15 protein-coding genes are annotated in these 17,242 nt (G+C 68.5%); 4 read left to right on the forward strand and 11 right to left on the reverse strand.

Going from position 1 to position 17,242, the window contains the following annotated elements:
- Window positions 1–8: 8 nt before the first annotated feature.
- From AC3FOF_RS31915 to AC3FOF_RS31960, 10 genes are all read right to left on the reverse strand, one after another.
- Window positions 9–1,160 carry an acetyl-CoA C-acetyltransferase gene (locus AC3FOF_RS31915; RefSeq protein WP_488728851.1) on the reverse strand — a complete coding sequence of 384 codons (1,152 nt, stop codon included), beginning with the start codon at window positions 1,158–1,160 and terminating at the stop codon, window positions 9–11.
- Between the two features lie 14 nt (window positions 1,161–1,174).
- Entirely contained in the window at window positions 1,175–2,275 is a 1,101-nt protein-coding gene (locus AC3FOF_RS31920) for an acyl-CoA dehydrogenase family protein (protein ID WP_488728852.1), read from the reverse strand.
- 52 nt (window positions 2,276–2,327) lie between these two features.
- A complete protein-coding gene (locus AC3FOF_RS31925; protein WP_488728853.1) occupies window positions 2,328–3,497 on the reverse strand; it encodes an acyl-CoA dehydrogenase family protein in 1,170 nt (389 codons plus the stop codon).
- Window positions 3,498–3,506: 9 nt separating this feature from the next.
- A complete protein-coding gene (locus AC3FOF_RS31930; RefSeq protein WP_276269291.1) occupies window positions 3,507–4,325 on the reverse strand; it encodes an enoyl-CoA hydratase family protein in 819 nt (272 codons plus the stop codon).
- 12 nt (window positions 4,326–4,337) lie between these two features.
- A complete protein-coding gene (locus tag AC3FOF_RS31935; protein ID WP_488728854.1) occupies window positions 4,338–5,474 on the reverse strand; it encodes an NAD(P)H-dependent flavin oxidoreductase in 1,137 nt (378 codons plus the stop codon).
- The gene (locus AC3FOF_RS31940) at window positions 5,471–6,361 is read right to left on the reverse strand and encodes an enoyl-CoA hydratase (protein ID WP_488728855.1); all 891 of its coding nucleotides are present in this window, start codon (window positions 6,359–6,361) and stop codon (window positions 5,471–5,473) included. The genes AC3FOF_RS31935 and AC3FOF_RS31940 overlap by 4 nt, the downstream gene beginning before the upstream one ends.
- An 8-nt stretch (window positions 6,362–6,369) precedes the next feature.
- Window positions 6,370–7,173 (reverse strand): CoA-transferase subunit beta, encoded by an 804-nt coding sequence (locus tag AC3FOF_RS31945; RefSeq protein ID WP_488728856.1) that lies wholly within the window; start codon window positions 7,171–7,173, stop codon window positions 6,370–6,372.
- A 26-nt stretch (window positions 7,174–7,199) separates the two neighbouring features.
- Window positions 7,200–8,090: a CoA transferase subunit A gene (locus tag AC3FOF_RS31950; RefSeq protein WP_488728857.1), complete on the reverse strand. Its 891-nt coding sequence runs from the start codon at window positions 8,088–8,090 to the stop codon at window positions 7,200–7,202.
- 4 nt (window positions 8,091–8,094) lie between these two features.
- A complete protein-coding gene (locus tag AC3FOF_RS31955; RefSeq protein ID WP_488728858.1) occupies window positions 8,095–8,991 on the reverse strand; it encodes a VOC family protein in 897 nt (298 codons plus the stop codon).
- A gap of 189 nt (window positions 8,992–9,180) precedes the next feature.
- Window positions 9,181–9,525: a DUF1173 family protein gene (locus AC3FOF_RS31960; protein WP_488728859.1), complete on the reverse strand. Its 345-nt coding sequence runs from the start codon at window positions 9,523–9,525 to the stop codon at window positions 9,181–9,183.
- Window positions 9,526–9,833: 308 nt separating this feature from the next.
- On the opposite strand from AC3FOF_RS31960, the gene AC3FOF_RS31965 reads away from it, so the two are divergent.
- From AC3FOF_RS31965 to AC3FOF_RS31980, 4 genes are read left to right on the forward strand one after another with little or no spacing between them, the layout of a single operon-like run.
- The gene (locus AC3FOF_RS31965) at window positions 9,834–11,846 is read left to right on the forward strand and encodes a TonB-dependent receptor (RefSeq protein ID WP_488728860.1); all 2,013 of its coding nucleotides are present in this window, start codon (window positions 9,834–9,836) and stop codon (window positions 11,844–11,846) included.
- The gene (locus AC3FOF_RS31970; RefSeq protein WP_488728861.1) at window positions 11,836–13,629 is read left to right on the forward strand and encodes an ABC transporter ATP-binding protein; all 1,794 of its coding nucleotides are present in this window, start codon (window positions 11,836–11,838) and stop codon (window positions 13,627–13,629) included. The genes AC3FOF_RS31965 and AC3FOF_RS31970 overlap by 11 nt, the downstream gene beginning before the upstream one ends.
- Complete coding sequence (locus tag AC3FOF_RS31975; RefSeq protein WP_488728862.1) at window positions 13,626–15,347, forward strand: ABC transporter ATP-binding protein; 1,722 nt, start codon at window positions 13,626–13,628, stop codon at window positions 15,345–15,347. Before AC3FOF_RS31970 ends, AC3FOF_RS31975 begins: the two co-directional genes overlap by 4 nt.
- On the forward strand, window positions 15,347–16,543 hold the full coding sequence (locus tag AC3FOF_RS31980; RefSeq protein ID WP_276268965.1) for an MFS transporter: 1,197 nt from the start codon (window positions 15,347–15,349) through the stop codon (window positions 16,541–16,543). The genes AC3FOF_RS31975 and AC3FOF_RS31980 overlap by 1 nt, the downstream gene beginning before the upstream one ends.
- On the opposite strand, the gene AC3FOF_RS31985 is transcribed toward AC3FOF_RS31980, so the two are convergent.
- Window positions 16,528–17,241, reverse strand: a complete 714-nt coding sequence (locus AC3FOF_RS31985) for a 4'-phosphopantetheinyl transferase family protein (RefSeq protein ID WP_488728863.1) — start codon at window positions 17,239–17,241, stop codon at window positions 16,528–16,530. The genes AC3FOF_RS31980 and AC3FOF_RS31985 overlap by 16 nt on opposite strands.
- Window position 17,242 lies beyond the last annotated feature (1 nt).

Here is a 17,242-nt window from a genome sequence, read left to right on the forward strand (position 1 = left end):
AACCCGGCTCACAGGCGCTCGATGATGGTGACGTTGGCCAGGCCGCCGCCCTCGCACATGGTCTGCAGGCCGTAGCGGCCGCCGGTGCGCTCCAGTTCGTGCAGCAGCGTGGTCATCAGCCGCGCGCCGGTGGCGCCGAGCGGATGCCCCAGCGCGATGGCGCCACCGTTCGGGTTGGTGCGCTCGGCCGGATAGCCGGTCTCGGCGAGCCAGGCCATCGCCACCGAGGCGAACGCCTCGTTGATCTCCACCACATCGATGTCTTCCCAGCGCAGGCCGCTGCGCGCCAGCGCGCGTTTGGTGGCGGGAATGGGCGCGGTCAGCATCCACAGCGGGTCGTCGCCCATCACGCTCATATGGGCGATGCGGGCGCGCGGCGTGAGGCCGTAGCGCTTGAGCGCGTCTTCGGACACCACCAGCAGTGCCGCCGCCGCGTCCGCGGTCTGGCTGGAGACCGCGGCGGTCAGCGCGCTGCCGGGCATCAGCGGTTCGAGCGAGGCCATCTTGGCGAGCGTGGTGTCGGGCCGCGGCGTCTCGTCGTGGACCACGCCTTCCAAAGGCACGATCTCGCGCTGGAAGCGGCCGCTCTCGATGGCCGCGGCGGCGCGCTGGTGGCTCTGCAGCGCATAGGCTTCCATTGCCTCGCGCGATAGGTTCCAATGCTCGGCGATACGCTGGGCCGCATGAAACTGCGACACCGGCTGGCCGCCGAAACGCGCCTGCCAGCCCTTGCTGCCGGAGAACGGATCGGAAAAACCGAGCGCCTGCCCGGCCAGCATGGCCGACGAGATCGGGATCTGCGTCATGGTCTGCACGCCGCCGGCGACGACCACGTCCTGGTTGCCGCTCATCACCGCCTGCGCGGCAAAGTGCACGGCCTGCTGGGACGAGCCGCACTGGCGATCCACCGTCACGCCGGGCACGGCGAGCGGCAGGCCAGCGGCCAGCCAGGCGCTGCGGGCGATATTGCCGGCCAGCGGCCCGATGGTGTCGACGCAGCCGAACACCACGTCGTCGTACTCCCCGGCCGGGATGGTATTGCGGCCGACCAGCTCGGCCAGCACGAAGCCGCCCAGGTCGGCGCCGTGCAGGTGTGCCAGGCCGCCCTTGCGCCGTCCGGTCGGGGTGCGCAGCGCGTCGACGATATATGCGTCTCTCATGGTCATTCCGCCTGTCAAAGTGTTGATGCGAGGTTGGCTGTGGTGGCAAAGGTGGTGCCCGCGCCGATCGGCACGGCTGCCCCGAGGATGTGCGCGTCCACGCGCGCCTTGTGGAAGGCACGGTCGCCCCAGCTATCCGCCAGGGCCCAGGCGCGCTTCATGAATATCTGCAGGTCCAGCTCCCAGGTGTAGCCCATCGCGCCGTGCACCTGCATGGTGTGGCGTGCCGTCAGCAGCGCGGCGCGCGTGGCGGCCAACAGCGCGTGCGACACATGCAGCCCGGCGGTTTGATGGCCGTGCGCCAGCGCGCAGGCGGCGCGGTACACCACCGGCTTGGCGAACTCGAGCTGGATGGCGACATCCGCCAGCAGGTGCTTGAGCGCCTGGTTGGCGCCAATGGCCTTGCCAAACTGCTTGCGCTGAATGCTGTAGTCGATGGCGATGTCCAGCATGCGTTGCGTCAGGCCCAGCATCTGCGCGGCGACGCCGAGCGCCCCGCGGTTGAGCGCGGCTTCCCACACGGGCTTCGCGGCCGTGGCAGGCAGCAGCAGGCTGCCGTCGTTCGGCTCCCAGCTGAGCGCGAAGAGCCGGCGTGAAGGATCGAGGCTGGCGTGCGCGGCGAGCGTGGCCTGCGCCGGCAAGACCAGGTGCAGCGCGCCGCCGTGTTCGCACAGGATGGCGGCGGCGACATGGGCGTCGGCCACCAGGGCCTGGCCCGGATGCGCCACGGCCAAGCGCGCGCTGCCGTCGGCGATGCGGCTCAGCCAGCCTGCGCAGCGTTCGCGGATGGTGACGTCCCGCGTGGCGGCGTGGCAGTCCGACAGCATGCCGGCCGCCACCAGCGCGGTGTCCAGCAGCGGCTCGGCCAGGGCGAAGTAGCCGCACTCCTGCGCCAGCGGCGCCCATTCGGTTTCGGACAGGCCCAGGCCGCCGCAAGCCTCCGGCACCAGCACGGCGGTCAGGCCCTGCCCGGCCAGCCGCTGCCATAGGGCGTCGGAGCGGCCGCTGGCGCTGCTCCATTGTTCCCGCGTCAGCTCCGGCGTCGCTTCGGTCATCAGGAAGCGCCTGATCGAATCGACGAACTGTTGCTGCTCTTCCTTAAATGCGAATTCCATGGTGGTTCACGGTTGGGTCGGGGACGAAGCCGGACGGTCTGCCGCCGCGCGCTCAGGCGCGCGGCATTCCCAGCATGCGTTCGGCGACGATGTTGCGCTGGATCTCGTTGGTGCCCGCATAGATCGGCCCGGCCTGCGCGAACAGGAAGCCGTCCAGCCAGGCACCGAGCGTGCCTTGCGTGGCGTCCGCCGCGGACACCAGCTCGCCCCGCTGGCCGAGAATCGCCAGCGCGGTCTCGTGCATGCGGATGTCCAGCTCCGACCAGAACACCTTGTTGGTGCTGGACTCCGCGCCGATATGCCCACCCTTGAGCAGGCGGCTGGCGGTAGCGTAGGTGGACAGCGCATAGGCCTCGGCGTCCATCCAGGCCCGCGTGACCGCGTCGCGCAATGCAGGGTCGCGGTCGGCCTGTTCCCGAAGTTCGAGATAGAGCTCGACCAGCGCCTTCGCGGTCTCCTGGAAGCGCGCCGGAGAGCGCAGCATCAGCCCGCGCTCGAAGCCGGCGGTGGCCATCGCCACCTGCCAGCCGGCACCCTCCGCCGCCAGGCGGTTCTCCACCGGCACCCGCACCTCGTCGAAAAAGATCTCGGCGAAGCCGGTCAGGCCGTTCAGCTGGCGGATGGGACGCACCGTGATGCCGGGCGTATCCAGCGGCATCAGCAGGAAGGTCAGGCCATGGTGGCGCGACGAGCCGGGATCGGTGCGGAACAGGCCGAACAGCCAGTCGGCCCAGACCGCGCGGGTCGACCAGGTCTTCTGCCCATTGAGCACGTACTCGTCGCCCTGCCGGATGGCGGTGCAGCGGATAGCGGCCATGTCGGAGCCCGCGTTCGGCTCCGACCAGCCCTGCGCCCACACGTGCTCGCCGGCGGCCATGCGCGGCAGGAAACGCGCCTGCTGCTCCGGCGTGCCGAACTCCATCAAGGTCGGCCCGAGCAGGAAGATGCCGTTCTGGTTGACGCGCATCGGCGCGCCGGCCCGCCAGTACTCCTCCTCGAAGATCAGCCATTCGATCAGGTCGCAGCCGCGTCCGCCCAGCTCCTTGGGCCAGGTGACCATGCTCCAGCGGCCTTCGTACAGGGTGCGCTCCCAGGCGCGATGCTGCGCGAAGCCTGCGGCGGTGTCGAAGCTGGCCAACGGCGCGCGCGGCACGCGTTCGGCCAGCCAGGCGCGGATCTCGGCGCGGAAGGCCTGCTGGCGTTCGGTGTATTCGAGATGCATCTGGCAACCTCAGGCGTTGACGGTGGGAGCCTGCGCCGCGAAGCGCGCCTCGCGCCCTTCCACGAAAGCGGCACGCGCCTCGTCGGAATCCGCGCTCATATAGGCTTGCAGCGTGAAGCCCTGCTCCCAGCGGTACTTGTCCTCGAGGTTGCCGTCCTCGACGCCGTTGAGCGCCTCCTTGGCCAAGCGCACCATGGCCGGGCTTTTCTGCGCGATGCGCTGCGCCATCGCCAGCGCGGTATCGCGCAGTGCCGCGCGCGGCACCACCCGCTCAACCGCGCCCAGGCGATAGGCTTCGGCGGCGTCGATCATGTCGCCGGTGAAATACATCGCCCGCACTTTCTGCACGCCGAACATGCGCTGCAGGTGGGCACCGCCGCCCATGGCGCCACGGTCGATCTCCGGCACCCCGAAGCGCGCGCACTCGGCGGCGATCAGGATATCGGCCGCGCCGCAGATGCCGATACCCCCGCCGAGCACGAAGCCGTGCACCGCCGCGATAACGGGCTTGGGATTGCGGTGGACCGCGCGGAAGGTGGCGTGGTTGCCGGCGTTGACCTCCACGATGCGCTGCGGGTGAGCCGCCAGCTCCTTGATGTCGACCCCGGCGCAGAAGCCGCGCCCCTCGCCGCGCAGCACGATCACGCGCACGGCGTCATCCTGCCCGAGCTGCTCGATGGCCGCTGCCAGCGCATGCCAGCCCGCGCTGTCCAGCGCGTTGACCGGGGGGTGGGTGATAACCAGCTCCGCCACGCCGTCCCGCACTTCGATGTGGAAGGGCCCGGCACCGTCCTGTGCTACGGGCTCGCTTGATCTCGTCGTTGTCATGAACGTCTGCCTTCAATGGATGGCTTGGATGGGATTACGGCGGTCCGGCCTTGCGCTGGCCGGACCCGCCAGGTTGCCTTCCGGCGCCTGCCCGGCCAGGGTGGCCAGGCGTGCCTGCGCCTGCGCAACCATGCGGGCCACGATCTGTTCGCAGGATTCGATGGCGCCAATGGCCGCTGCGGCCTGTCCGCTCGGCAGCACGCCTTCGTCGGGATGGCCTTCGACCATGGCGCGCTGGATCAGCACGGGCGCGTTGGCCGCCATCAGCGTCTGCGCCGCGGTGTAGTCGTGCCGGCGCAGCGCCTGCCAGGCAATGCCCAGCATCTGCGCGAGGCCCATGCCGCTGTGCCGGCGCCACTGGCGGGCGGTGGCCAGCGCCATCAGCGTGCGGCGCAGTGGCCCGGCCTGCTCCAGCGCCAGCAGCAAGCGGTTGTCGATCATGCGCTGGGGCAAGCCGTCGATGGCGAGCGAGACGCGGATCTGCGCCGCGTCCCTGACCGCCAGGTAGCGCGCCAGCGTCTGCGCCGGCACCGGCGATTCGCTGGACATCAGGAAGCGCGTGCCCATGGCGATCCCCGCCGCGCCGTAGGCGAGCGCCGCCGCCAGCCCGCGGCCATCGAAGAAGCCGCCTGCGGCCACCACCGGCACCGCCACCTGGTCCAACACCTGCGGTAGCAGCAGCGTGGTGGGCGTGCCGCCCGTATGCCCACCGCCCTCCCCGCCCTGCACGGTCACCACGTCGGCGCCCAGCTCGACGGCCCTGGCGGCGTGCCTGGCCGCGCCCACGGTGGGCATGCACACCACGCCCGCGGCCTTGAGCCGGCCGATCATGGCGGCGTCCGGCCCGCGGCCGTAGCTGACCGCGCGCAGCCGGTGGCGGATGGCCATCTCGACCACCTCGTCGGCGTTGGGCTGGAACATATGGAAGTTGATGCCGAACGGCTGGGCGGTGAGCGCCTTGACCCGCAGGATCTCTTGCTCGACAGCGCCCGGCTCGATGGTGGCGCCGGCCAGGAAGCCGAAGGCCCCGGCATTGCCGGTGGCGGCCACCAGCCGGGCATCGGCCACCCAGCCCATGGCGGTCTGCACGATCGGGTAACGGCAGCCCAGCAAGTCGCACAGCGCGGTGTGCAGGGACGCCGCGCTCATGCCGCCTTCTCCTCGCCGGTGCGTTGCGACGCCGCCATGGCACGCGCGTCGAAGCCGCCCAGCTTGTCGCCGCTGACCAGCTCGTTGTGGGCATGGGCGAAGTGATGCCAGGCAAAGGCGGCATCCATGGCCGCGCGCTTGCCCTGCAGCTCTTCCACGTGGTTGATGGCCTGCTTGGTGAGGGTCAGGCCCAGCCGCGGCATCTGCGCGATCTTGGCCGCCATGCCCTGCGCAGTGGCATCCAGCGCCGCGCGCGGCACCACGCGGTTGACCATGCCCATCTGGTACGCGCGCTGGGCCTCCATGCGCTCGCCCATGAAGAGGAATTCCTTGGCGATGCGCGGGTTGAGTTCATAGGCATGCGCGAAGTACTCGACGCCCGGAATCCCCATGCGCACCACCGGATCGGCGAAAAACGCATCGTCCGACGCCACGATCAGGTCGCACACCCAGGCCAGCATCAGGCCGCCGGCAATGCAGGCCCCATGCACCGCGGCGATGGTCGGCTTGGGCAGGTCGCGCCAGCGGCGGCACATGCCGAGGTAGACCTCCTGCTCGCGGGCGTAGAGCATCTCGCCGCCCGGCTTGCCCACATGGTCGTACCAGAGCGAGGCGCGCTCGAACGACTCGCCGATATCGCGCCCCGGGGTGCCGATATCGTGCCCCGCCGAGAAGTGCTTGCCGGCGCCGCGCAGGATCACGACCTTGACCGCGTCGTCCCCCGCCGCGCGCCGGAACGCCTCGTCCAGCGCGTAGGTCATCCTGGAATTCTGCGCGTTGTGGTACTGCGGCCGGTTCATGGTGACGGTGGCCACGCCGTCGGCCGCCTCGAAGAGCACCTCGGCGTTGGGGCCCAGCCCAAGGGGTGCGGTGGCTTGCGATGACATGGTGTTCCTCACGCGACGCGGACGGCCGGGTTGTCGCGCACGATGGTGGCACGCAGGTTGTGCGGATCGAGCCGGACGATGACGGCCAGTTCCTCCGCGGTGGGCGCGGCGGTCTCCGGCAGTGTTTCCCCGGATGCGTTGGCCAGTGCGAAGCCTGTGGCCGCCCGCACCTGTTCCAGGCTCACGCCCGGATGCAGCGAGCGCACGCGGATGGCGTGGTCCGGTCCGGTGAAGTCCATCACGCACAGGTCGGTCACGATCACCCGCAGGTCGACAAAGCTGCGCATGCCTTCGATCTGGCGTGCCGGGTTATAGCCCACGCTGCACACCATGTCGACCTCGCCGGCGACAAAGGCACGCGGGCTATGCGCCGGGACAAAGAAGGAATTGGCGTGGTTGATGCTGTTGCCGGGAAAGCCGCGCGCGCCGAGCAGCTGTTTCTTCGGCTGCGCATGGGTACCGCCGAGCATGGAGATATTGGCCTGGCCGAAGCGGTCGACCTGGGTGGGCATCACCAGTGCATGCCGGCGTCCGCCCCACAGGCAGTCGAACACGCGCGCATAACCCATCCAGCCGCTGGCGCGCAGCTTGAAGCCCGGCTCGCGGCGCCCGAGCGGCACCGGCTCTTCCACCAGGTAGGCCTCGCCGTCGGTCAGCATCAGGCCGGGGTTGTGCAGCAGCCGGGCCAGCCCGGCCGCGATGCGCGGGCCGGTGCCGATGCCGGTGGCCATGACCTCGCCGTCGTCGCGCCAGGCCCGGGCCGCGGCGGCGATCATCAGTTCGGCGAGAGTGAATTGTCGAGTGGCGCTCACGATGGCTCCTTCTCCTTGTGACGGGTTCAAAGGACCGGCAACGGCAGGTCCAGCACGTGGCCCATGCCGCCGACCTTGTCCAGGTAGCTGGCTTCGGTATCGCCGATCACGTCCTTGCGATAGATGGAGAAGCCTGCCTCTTGCTCGGCGCTGGCGCAGTAGGCCTTCAACTGCGGCAGATCAAAGCCATAGGCAGGCCCGCAGGAAGTGGGATGCGCTCCGCCCGGCACGTGCACCACGCCGCTGACCAGCGCACGCTCGAAGGGGTTGTTGCGGGCCCGCGCCAGGTCTTCGTCCTCCAGCCGGTCATGCAGGACCTCGCAGCTCACATAGCAATGGCCCGCCGCGCGCGCGAACCATTCGTCGAAGAAGGGATCCGGGCCATCGATGCGGGTATTGCCAAGCACATCGCTCTCGTTGACGTGCAGCAGCGCAGCGTCCAGCGGGATGGCCGGCATCGCCAGCAGCACCTCGGCATCGGCGTAGGGCGAGCGCACGGTCTTGAGTTGGGGGCCGTGAGCCAGTACATCGGTCCCGAGCCCGGCCCGCGTCGGCAGGAACGGCAGGCGCGCCGCGGCGGCGCGCAGCCCGAGCTGCAGCATGCCCTCGTCGAGCTCCCACACGCCGATTTCCCCACGCTCGCGAGCCGCGCGGAAATGCGGCTCCAGCGGGATCACGTCGAGCGAGACGAAGCCGAACACCACCTTGCGCACCTTGCCGGCAGCGCACAGCATGCCGACTTCCGGGCCGCCGTAGGCCACTACCGTGAGGTCCTTCAGCGGCGAGCGCAGGATTTCCCGCACCAAAGACATCGGCTTGCGGCGCGGGCCCCAGCCACCGATGCCGATGGTCATGCCATCGGCAAGGCGGCCGACCACATCGGCCGCGGTCATGGTCTTGTCCAGAGTCTTAAGCATAGTCTTAGCGGTATCCAATGCTGAAATCGTGGCCCCACAGGCTGACCCGGGTGGCCTCGTAGGCGGCGTGCTGGCTCCAGTCGACCACCAGCCCGCCGTAGCCGTACTCGAGGTCGAAGCCGCCTGGCGTCTTCATGTAGAAGGAAACGACGCGGTCGTTGCAGTGCTGGCCGAGCGTGGCCGAGAGCGCCACGCCGTGCTGCTGCGCACGGTCCAGCGCGCGGCCCACCTCCGTCATGTCCTGCACCTCGGCCATCACATGGACGCAGCCGCTGGGCGCGGGCGCCTCGAAGATGGCCAGGCTGTGGTGCCGCCCGTTGCCGCAATGCAGGAAGTGGATGCGCTTCTCCGGCTCGGCCGGATCCGGGGTGAAGCGCGCGCGGAAGATATCTGACAGGCCGAAACCCATCACATCGCACAGGAAGGCGTAGGTTTCGTCGAAGGCCGGCGCGGGCAGCACCGAGTGCCCCGCGCCCATCGGATCGGTGACGAAGCGCGACACGCCGATGGGCGAGACAAAGCGCAGGAAATCCGAGCGCATGCCCCAGAATATCTCGTGCCGGTTGCCGGAAGGATCGGTGAACCAGGCCACGGCCTGGGCGCGCCGCTGGATGCGCCCGGTCTCGCTGGCATGCGTGACTTCCACGTTTGCTGCCCGCAACGTTGCGAGCGCGTGGTTGAAGGCCGCCTCGCCGGCCAGCTCCCAGCCCGATGCCAGGTAGCGGTCCTGCTTGCCGGGCACGATCAGGTAGCGGTAGTCGCGCTCGTCCATCTTGAGGTAGAGCGCGCCATGAGGGGCGTTGGTGCACGCCATGCCGAGCACTTGCTCGCCATAGTGGCGCCAGCGTTCGGTGTCGGTGGACTCGACCACGATATAGCCGAGCGCGCGGATGTCCATCATGCTGCCTCCTCGCTGTTCCTGGACTTCATTCGCTGCCGCGTTGGTTGCGGCAGGTTGGTGAAGCTATTGTTCAGGGGAAGCGGGATGTGGGCATCGTCTGTTGGGACTAGTGAGGTGGTATTTGGAGTTTCGGGCTTTCGTGGGGTAATTTGGGGGCCTGTAGCTGCTGGAAGCAAATCCGTCTTCTGCCTACAGGCGGGTCTCCATTGCCAGCAAGGCTGGTATGCACTGATCAGTTGCCCACAGCCACTTCCCCTGCTCCGTCTCGCCAGCGACACTGGACTTCGCCGCCGTCTCCTTCTCGGTCATGACCACCGGCCCGGGCGTCGGCTCCAGCACCGCCTCGTCAATCAGTTCGCCCAAGCCGGACGAATGCCCTTCCGGTTCGCAAGACGGACAAGCCGGATGATGGCGGTGTCCGGTGCCATGCATCCGCTTGACCAAGAATAGCTGGGCGTGGCGCGCCAGATACATGGCGATGCCGCCAGGCTGGCACATACAGTGCGGCGATCGCGATAAGGCGCGACGCAGCATGCTGGGATATCTGGCCACACTTCGGCATCGGCGATGCTACCCACATCGCTGGCTGCCAGCTCACTCGAGCTCGTTCTCATGGTTTTCAAAAATAATTTGATGCCGTTTCGGGTAGCGTCAATACCGCTTCGGGTAGCGCCCTATCACTCCGCCCAACAGAATCGAAGGCATTGACTCTGAATATAAAGGACGCGCCAATGGCGTATTTTTCTTATCGCAGCCATTACGGCTTTCGTCTGGGGTTAGTCCTCGCTGTCAAGAGCGCATCGTGGCCGGCAGCCGCAGCAGCCGAGACGGCGGCTACCATCTTGCCGGCCATTGCCGTCACGGCCAATAAGCTTTCTGAGAGCCTGCAGGACACCCCGCAAACGGTATCGGTGTTTTCCGGCGACGAATTGCGAGAGCGCAATGTGCGGCGCCTGGATGATCTGCTGCGCTTGATTCCCAACGCCTCCATGGCCAACGTCGAATACGGCAGCGCAGTCGCGGACTGGAACTACCGGGGCTTGAATGTCTCCCTGTTCGAGAAAGCGTCACCGCTCCTGGTCTATATCGACGGCGTGCCGCAAAGCGACCGCTTCAGCCTGGCGGTGGATATCGACGACATCGAGCGGGTTGAAGTGCTGCGCGGCCCGTCCGGTACCCTGCACGGCAGCAACGCCATGGGCGGGGTCATCTATATCACCACCCGCTCAGGCCCGGCCAATGCGGTCTCCGGCAGTGTGCGCAGCCGCGTCGGCTCGCACGGCACCGCGCAGCTTGGCGCGAGCGTGCAAGTGCCGCTAGCCGGCATCGGCTCGTTCAAGCTGAATGCGGCCAAACAGCGCTACGATGGGGTCTTGACCCGCGCTTTTCCGGGTGGCGGCAATGAAGACCGCGAGGACGAGCAGTATGTCAACGCTGCGTTGAAGCTCGCCGTTGGCGAGCGTGGCCTGATCGACTACGTGTTCAGCGACGACAATCGCCGCTATGGCTACGGCCGCCTGGACGTGGTCGATCGCGCCGGCTTGAACGACAACAGCAACAGCAACCGCAATGACTTTGACCTCCCCAGCGCCCAGCGCAACCACAACACCCGCCATCTGCTCAAAGGCAGCTATGAGGCGGGGCCGGGCCGGCTCGAATGGCTCGCCAGCCTGACCGACAATCGCCATCGCGGCGTCTTCGACTGCGACTATGGTCCGGCGCCGCTCTACCGCTGCGGCGCCGACCGCAATACCCGCAATACCGCCACCGAATTGCGCTGGGTGGTCGATCACACTCCGCTGAAATGGATCGTCGGCGCCTATGCCAATCGCGAAACCCAGCACTGGGGAGACAATAGCTTTAGCCTGATCTCGCCGCCGCTGGATCTGCTGCAGACCCAGGGCACGCTGGGCGAACGCACCGGCGCCATCTTCGGCCAAGCGACCATCCCCCTGTGGACCGATTGGCAGGCGACCGTGGGCGGCCGCTGGCAGCGTGTCGAGCGCAAGGTCGACGTTACCATCCATTCGCTCGACGCGAGCTTCCGTCCTTTCGCCGCGCCGCTGCAAGCAAGAAAAACGATGACGGTTTTTCTGCCGAAGCTGGGACTGTCCTGGGCCTTTCGGCCGCAGCAGACCGTGTTTGCCGGCTACAGCGAAGGCTATCTGCCAGGCGGATTCAACGTGATCTACCCGGTCTCCGACCCGCGCCAGGCCGAGTATCAGCCACAACGCTCGCGCCAGATCGAACTCGGCTACAAGGGCCGGCCCTGGCCTGGCCTGCAGGCCAGCAGCACGCTGTTCTATGCTCGCATCGATGACATCCAAGCCACGGAACGGCTGCCCACCGGCTATCGCGCGCTCAACCTCGCCGGCGCGGCCAGTAAGGGCATCGAATTCGAATTGGTTTGGCAACCCAACGCCCGCTGGCAGGCGGACGCCAATATCGGGCTGATCAGCGCGCACTACCGCAGTGGATCGCTATTCCGTCCCAGCGGGGCAACGACCGCCATCGACCTCGGTGGCCGCCGTGTCGAGAAAACGCCGACGGCGACCGCCCTGCTTGGCCTGCAAACCAACCGGGGACCCTGGTTCGGCCGCGCCGAGATGCACTATCTCGGCACCCGCCCTACCTCGGCGGAGGGCGATGCCCAACTGGCCGCCAACACGCGCTGGAATCTGCGCGGAGGCTATCGGACTCGCGCCTGGGAGGTGGCCGCCTATGTGCTGAACCTCACCGACCGCAAAACCCCCTTGGGCGCCTACCGGCCGGATCCGAGCGGGCAGCCAGAACGATTCGTGCGCGTACTCGATCGGCCAAGGACCTTCGGCGTCGAGGCGCGCTATGCGTTCTGATGCCGGCGCTGCCCCCTTGCTGCGCCTGCTGCTGGGCCAGTGGCGCTATCTGTTGCCGGCGCTGGGATTGGTCATGCTCGCCGTGCTGGCCGAACTGGCCCCCTACCTGCTGTTTTACCAGGCGGCGCAGTGGATCGTCGCCGGCGTTGCCGAACCGTCGGCGTGGTTCCGTCTCGCCGGTGGGCTGGCCCTCGCCAGCACAGCGCGCTACGTCTTGCTCACCGGTGCCGGCGCGCTGTCGCACCAGGCCGCGTTTCGCTTGCTGTGCGCGCTGCGCCAGGCCATCGTCCACAAGCTGGCGCAGCAGCCCTTGCCCAAACTAGCGGGCTACCGCAGCGGTGAGTTGGTGCGCACGGTGCTGCAGGAGGTTGAGCAGATTGAAGGCTATATCGCCCACCACAGCGTCGACCTGAGTGCCGCCGTGATCGGGCCGCTGGCGGCCGGCGCGCTGTTGGCCTGGCTCGACTGGCGGCTGGCGCTGGCAGCGCTGCTGACGCTGCTGCCGGCAACCGGCGCGCAAGCCTGGCTGTTTCGCGATCTCTCGCAGCAGATTGCGCGCTACCAGCACGCCACGGCCACGCTGCATGCGGCCGTCATTGATTACGTACGCGCCGTGCCGGTAATGAAGGTTTTCCTGCTGGACAGCCGCTCGTTCGCGCAAATGCGCGCGGCGCTCGCCACCTACCACCACAGCGTGAGCGACTTCGCCAGACGCATCGTGCCGGGCTGGAGCGCCTTTTCCAGCCTGCTCAGCGCCAACCTGCTGTTCACCTTGCCGCTGGCCTGGTGGCTGCATGCGCGCGGCGAACTCGATATCCCGGGCCTGGTGCTGGCGCTGGCCTTGGCCAGCGGCGGGCTGCGTCCGCTGCAGCGGGCGGTGACGCTGACGTCCAAGCTGCAGGAAACCCGCCTGACCGTCGACAAGATCTCGGCACTGCTGCGTCCGGCAACGGAAGCGTCGAATGTGGATGCCCCCGCTCTGCCGGACGATGCGCAGGCCGCCAAGCCGCCACCCGCACTGCGCATCCGCGGACTGAGCCTGACACGCGGCGCGCGGCGCGTGCTGGACGACATCAACCTCGACGTGGCGGCCGGCAGCATGGTCGCCGTCGTCGGCCGCTCGGGCGCAGGCAAGTCTTCGCTGGCCATGGCGCTGGGCGGCCTGCTCGCGCCCGATCGCGGATACATCCAGGTGGGCGGCCAAGCGCTGGCCGGCTTGTCCGATGCCACCAGGGCAGCACGGATTGCGGTTGTCACCCAACACAGCTTTCTGTTTCGCGGCAGTATCGCCGACAATCTGCGCCTTGCCAGCCCCGTCGCCAGCGACACCGCCCTGCGGCGCGCCGCCAGCGTGGCGCAGGCAGACGATTTCATCATGGCCCTACCCGAGCGCTACGACACGCTGCTGGGCGAAGGCGGCCTGCGGCTATCCGGCGGCGAGGCGCAGCGTCTCGCCATTGCCCGCGCCATCCTGGCCGACACCCCCTTGCTGATCCTGGACGAGGCGACCGCCTTCGCCGACGCGCTGATCGAGCGCGCGTTTCTCGCGGCACTGCGCGCGCAGGCGCCGCACCGGACCATCGTGGCGATCACCCATCGCCTGCACGCGCTGCCGTGGGCGAACCAGATCGTGGTGCTCGATGGCGGCCGCGTCGTCGCCAGTGGGCCACACGACGCCTTGCTGGCTACTGTGCCGCTCTATCAAGCACTCTGGGAACGCCAATGGCTGTCGAACTCCACCCCGCAGGATGCCGCCGGCGCGGCACGGAGGCTGCGCGCATGAGACGCCTCGCTGTCTTGCTGCGCGCCGCGCAAGGTATTCCCCGACGCCTGACTCTCAGCGTCGTCCTGCGCGTGGCCGAACGCGGCGCCGCACTCGCCCCGCTATTCCTGCTCTATGCCTTGCTGCACGGTCAACTGACCTTGCCGGCCCTGTGCGCCGCCCTGTTGGCTCTGCTGGGCCTGCAATATCTGTGCGCCTGGCAAGGACAGTTGCTAGGATTTCTCGGTGGCTATGACCTGACGTTGCGCTTGCGCGAACGCGCCACCGACCATCTGCGCGCCCTCCCGCTCGGCCTGCTGCGCCAGCGTCGCCTCGGCGATCTCGGCGCGCTGCTGGGCGAAGACATGCAGCGCACCGAGTCCATCTTCGTGCATCTGTTCGCCGAACTGGCCGCGGCGCTGATTCTGCCGTTGCTCGCCGTCGCCGCGCTGGCCCTGATCCTGCCCGCCCCGGCGCTGGCCTTGCTAGCGGTGTTGCCGCTGGCCTGCCTGGCGCCGCTGGCAAGCAGCCGCTGGTTCATGCGCCGCGCCCGCGGCCTGCAAGACAGCCTGCGCGATGCCAGCTCGCAGATACTCGAATTCCTGGGCGGGCTGGCGACCTTGCGCCTGTTCGCCCGCAGCGCAGACTGGCTGAGGCGGCTCGACGCGCTGTTCCTGCAGCTACGCCGGCAAAGCCTGGGACTGGAGGCCTGGGCCGGCGGCCCGGTCCAGCTCTATCGCATCCTGCTTGAACTCGGCGTGCCGCTCGGCCTGCTCCTGTTCGCCGCCGCCCCTGTGCACGACGATCCCGCGGCGGGCCTGCTCTTCCTGCTGGTGGCCTATCGCATCCTCGACCCCTTGCTCGACGCCGCCGCCCATGTCGCCGAGCTGCGCTACCTTGCGAGCGGGATGCGGCGCATCCAGGCGCTGTTGCATCAACCGGCCTTTGCCGCCGACACCGGCATCGTCCCGACCGGAGCCGCACACATCGCCTTCGAACAGGTCAGCTTCAGCCATCAGGTCGACACCCCCACACTGATCGAATTGAGCTTCACCGCCCGCGCCGGCGAACTGACCGCCATCGTCGGCCCCTCAGGCGCGGGTAAGACCACGATACTGGAACTGCTGGCACGTTTTCACGATCCCGATCGCGGACGCATCCTGCTCGGCGGACTGCCATTGCGCGAGATCGGCACCGATGCGCTCTATCGCCAGATCAGCGTCATGTTCCAGCAGGTGCAACTGATTCACGGCAACCTGCTCGACAACGTCCGCATCGGTCGCCCGAACGCCGACGATGACCAAGTGATGGCGGCGTGCCGCGCGGCCGGCTGCGACGATTTCGCCGCCCACCTGCCGCAAGGCTATGCCACCCCGATCGGCGAGGACGGGCAACTGCTCTCCGGCGGCGAGCGCCAGCGCCTGGCGCTGGCCCGGGCGCTGCTCAAGGACGCGCCCATCCTGCTGCTGGACGAAGCGACGGCCGCAGTCGACGCGCTGACGCAAGGCGTGGTCCAGCACGGCGTGGCGCAACTGACGGCCGGCAAAACCGTGATTGCCGTCGCCCACCGGCTGCATACCATCCGCCATGCCGACCAGATACTGGTGCTGGCCAACGGCCGCCTGGCCGAGCGTGGACGGCATGACGAACTGCTTGCCGCCAATGGCCTGTACGCGAGTCTGTGGCGGGCACAGAACCCCACGGATTACGCCCATCCATTGAATGCCGGAGAAGACTGATGCGCCTGACCCCGATGATACTCAGCAACGCGTTATGCATGGCCGCGATGATGGCCTTCGTCGCCGTCATCGGTCCCATCGTGCGCGTGCTCGGCCTGGCAGAATGGCACGCTGGACTTACGGTCACCGCGGCGGGACTGGTCTGGATGCTGGCCGCGCGCGCCTGGGGGCGCGCCAGTGACCGGCGCGGCCGCAAGCCGGTGCTGATCGCGGGGCTGATCGGGGTCGGCCTGGCCTATCTGGGGCTGGCCCTCTTCGTCGACCATGCGCTGACGCAGCCGCCCGCCGTGCTCGTCAGCATCCTGGCGCTGGTGCTGTTGCGCGGCCTGCTTGGCGCCTTCTTCGCCGCGATCGCCCCGGCCTTGAACGCGCTGGTCGCAGACCACGCCGCGCCTGCGCAGCGCGTCGGCCAAATGGCGATGCTTGGCGCCGGCAATGCCATCGGCATGGTGGTTGGCCCGGCCGCCGCCGGCGCCCTCGCCACGCTGGGGCTGTCCGCGCCTCTGTACGCGGCCGCCCTGCTGCCATGGCTGGCGCTCGCCTTGCTCGTACCCGCGCTGCCGCCGGCGCGCGGCCATTCCGCGCGGGAGACAAGCACCCTGGCGCTGTCGGACCCGCGCATACGCCTGCCTTTGCTGGCCGCGTTTCTCGGCACCTATTGCGTGGTCAGCGCGCAACTCGTGCTCGGCTTCTTCGTGCTGGATCGGCTCGACCTGAATCCGGCGCAGGGCGCGCGCGCCGCCGGCTGGGCGCTGGCGGCGGTGGGATTGGCGCTGATCGCCGCGCAAGGCCTGGTTTCCTGGCGCAAACACGTCAGCGCCAAACGCTGGATGAGCGTCGGCGCCTTGCTCGGCGCCGCCGGTTTTGCCGCCGCCGCAACGGCCACCTCGATGCTCGCCGTCATCCTCACCTGCGCCCTCGCGGGCGCCGGCATGGGCCTCTTGTTCCCGGCCTTTCAAGCTGCGGCGTCCAATGCGGTCGACCACGCCGAACAGGGCATCGCGGCCGGCTCGGTCTCAGCCGCGCAAGGCCTGGCCATGGTGTGCGCGCCGTTGGTGGCAACGCTGATCTACCGCATCGGCCCCGCGCTGCCCTTTGTCTGTAGTGCACTGCTGCTGGTCGGGCTGAGCCTCGCTAGCGCGCGTCATCGCGCCCCAGCGGCGGCCAGCGGGCCGGCGGCTCAGGATCCGGGCTGAGTCACGGCGGCGATGCTCGCCGCCGCTACGCCCTCCGGCGCCAGCAAGGCTTTCACGTCGACGGCGCGCCCGCTCAGCAGTTCGGATGACGCTCCCTGCGGCGTGCGACGCACGGCAATGGGATGACCACCGTCGTCAAGCTGCAGGGTAAAGCTGTCCAAGGGGGCCAGCAAACCATGACCCAGTGCCTTGAGCACGGCCTCTTTGCCCGTCCAGCAGCGCAACAAGGCCAGCTGCCGCCGGGTTCGTGGCAGCGCGGCAAGTTGCGCCGCCTCGCACGGCAACTGATGGCGGGCAAACGCGAGCGGCGAGGCCAGCGTGCGCGCGACCTCGATATCAATCCCGAGTGCGAGGCCGCCTGAGATTGACAAGGCGAATGCGGCCCAGTCGCCACTATGGCTGAGACTAAAATCGACCGCGTCGTGCGCTGGCAGATACGGCTTGCCCTCCTGACCGGAACGGATCAGCAGGCTCGCGGCATCCGCGTCCAGCGCGGCGGCCAAGCGCCGGCGCAAGCCAGCATGGCTCTGCAGGAAGCGACGCCGATCCGCGGGATGCAGGAAGCCGCGTTGCCGCTCGCGCTCGCGGGCATCGAGCAGCAGCCAGTCCGCCGCATCGTGGCTGGCATCGTCGGGCCGCAAACGCCAGAACCCGTAAGCGACATCGCAGCCGAGCAATCGCACCAGACAAGTCTGCATG

The sequence above is a fragment of the Cupriavidus sp. 96C5-1 genome, assembly GCF_057798855.1.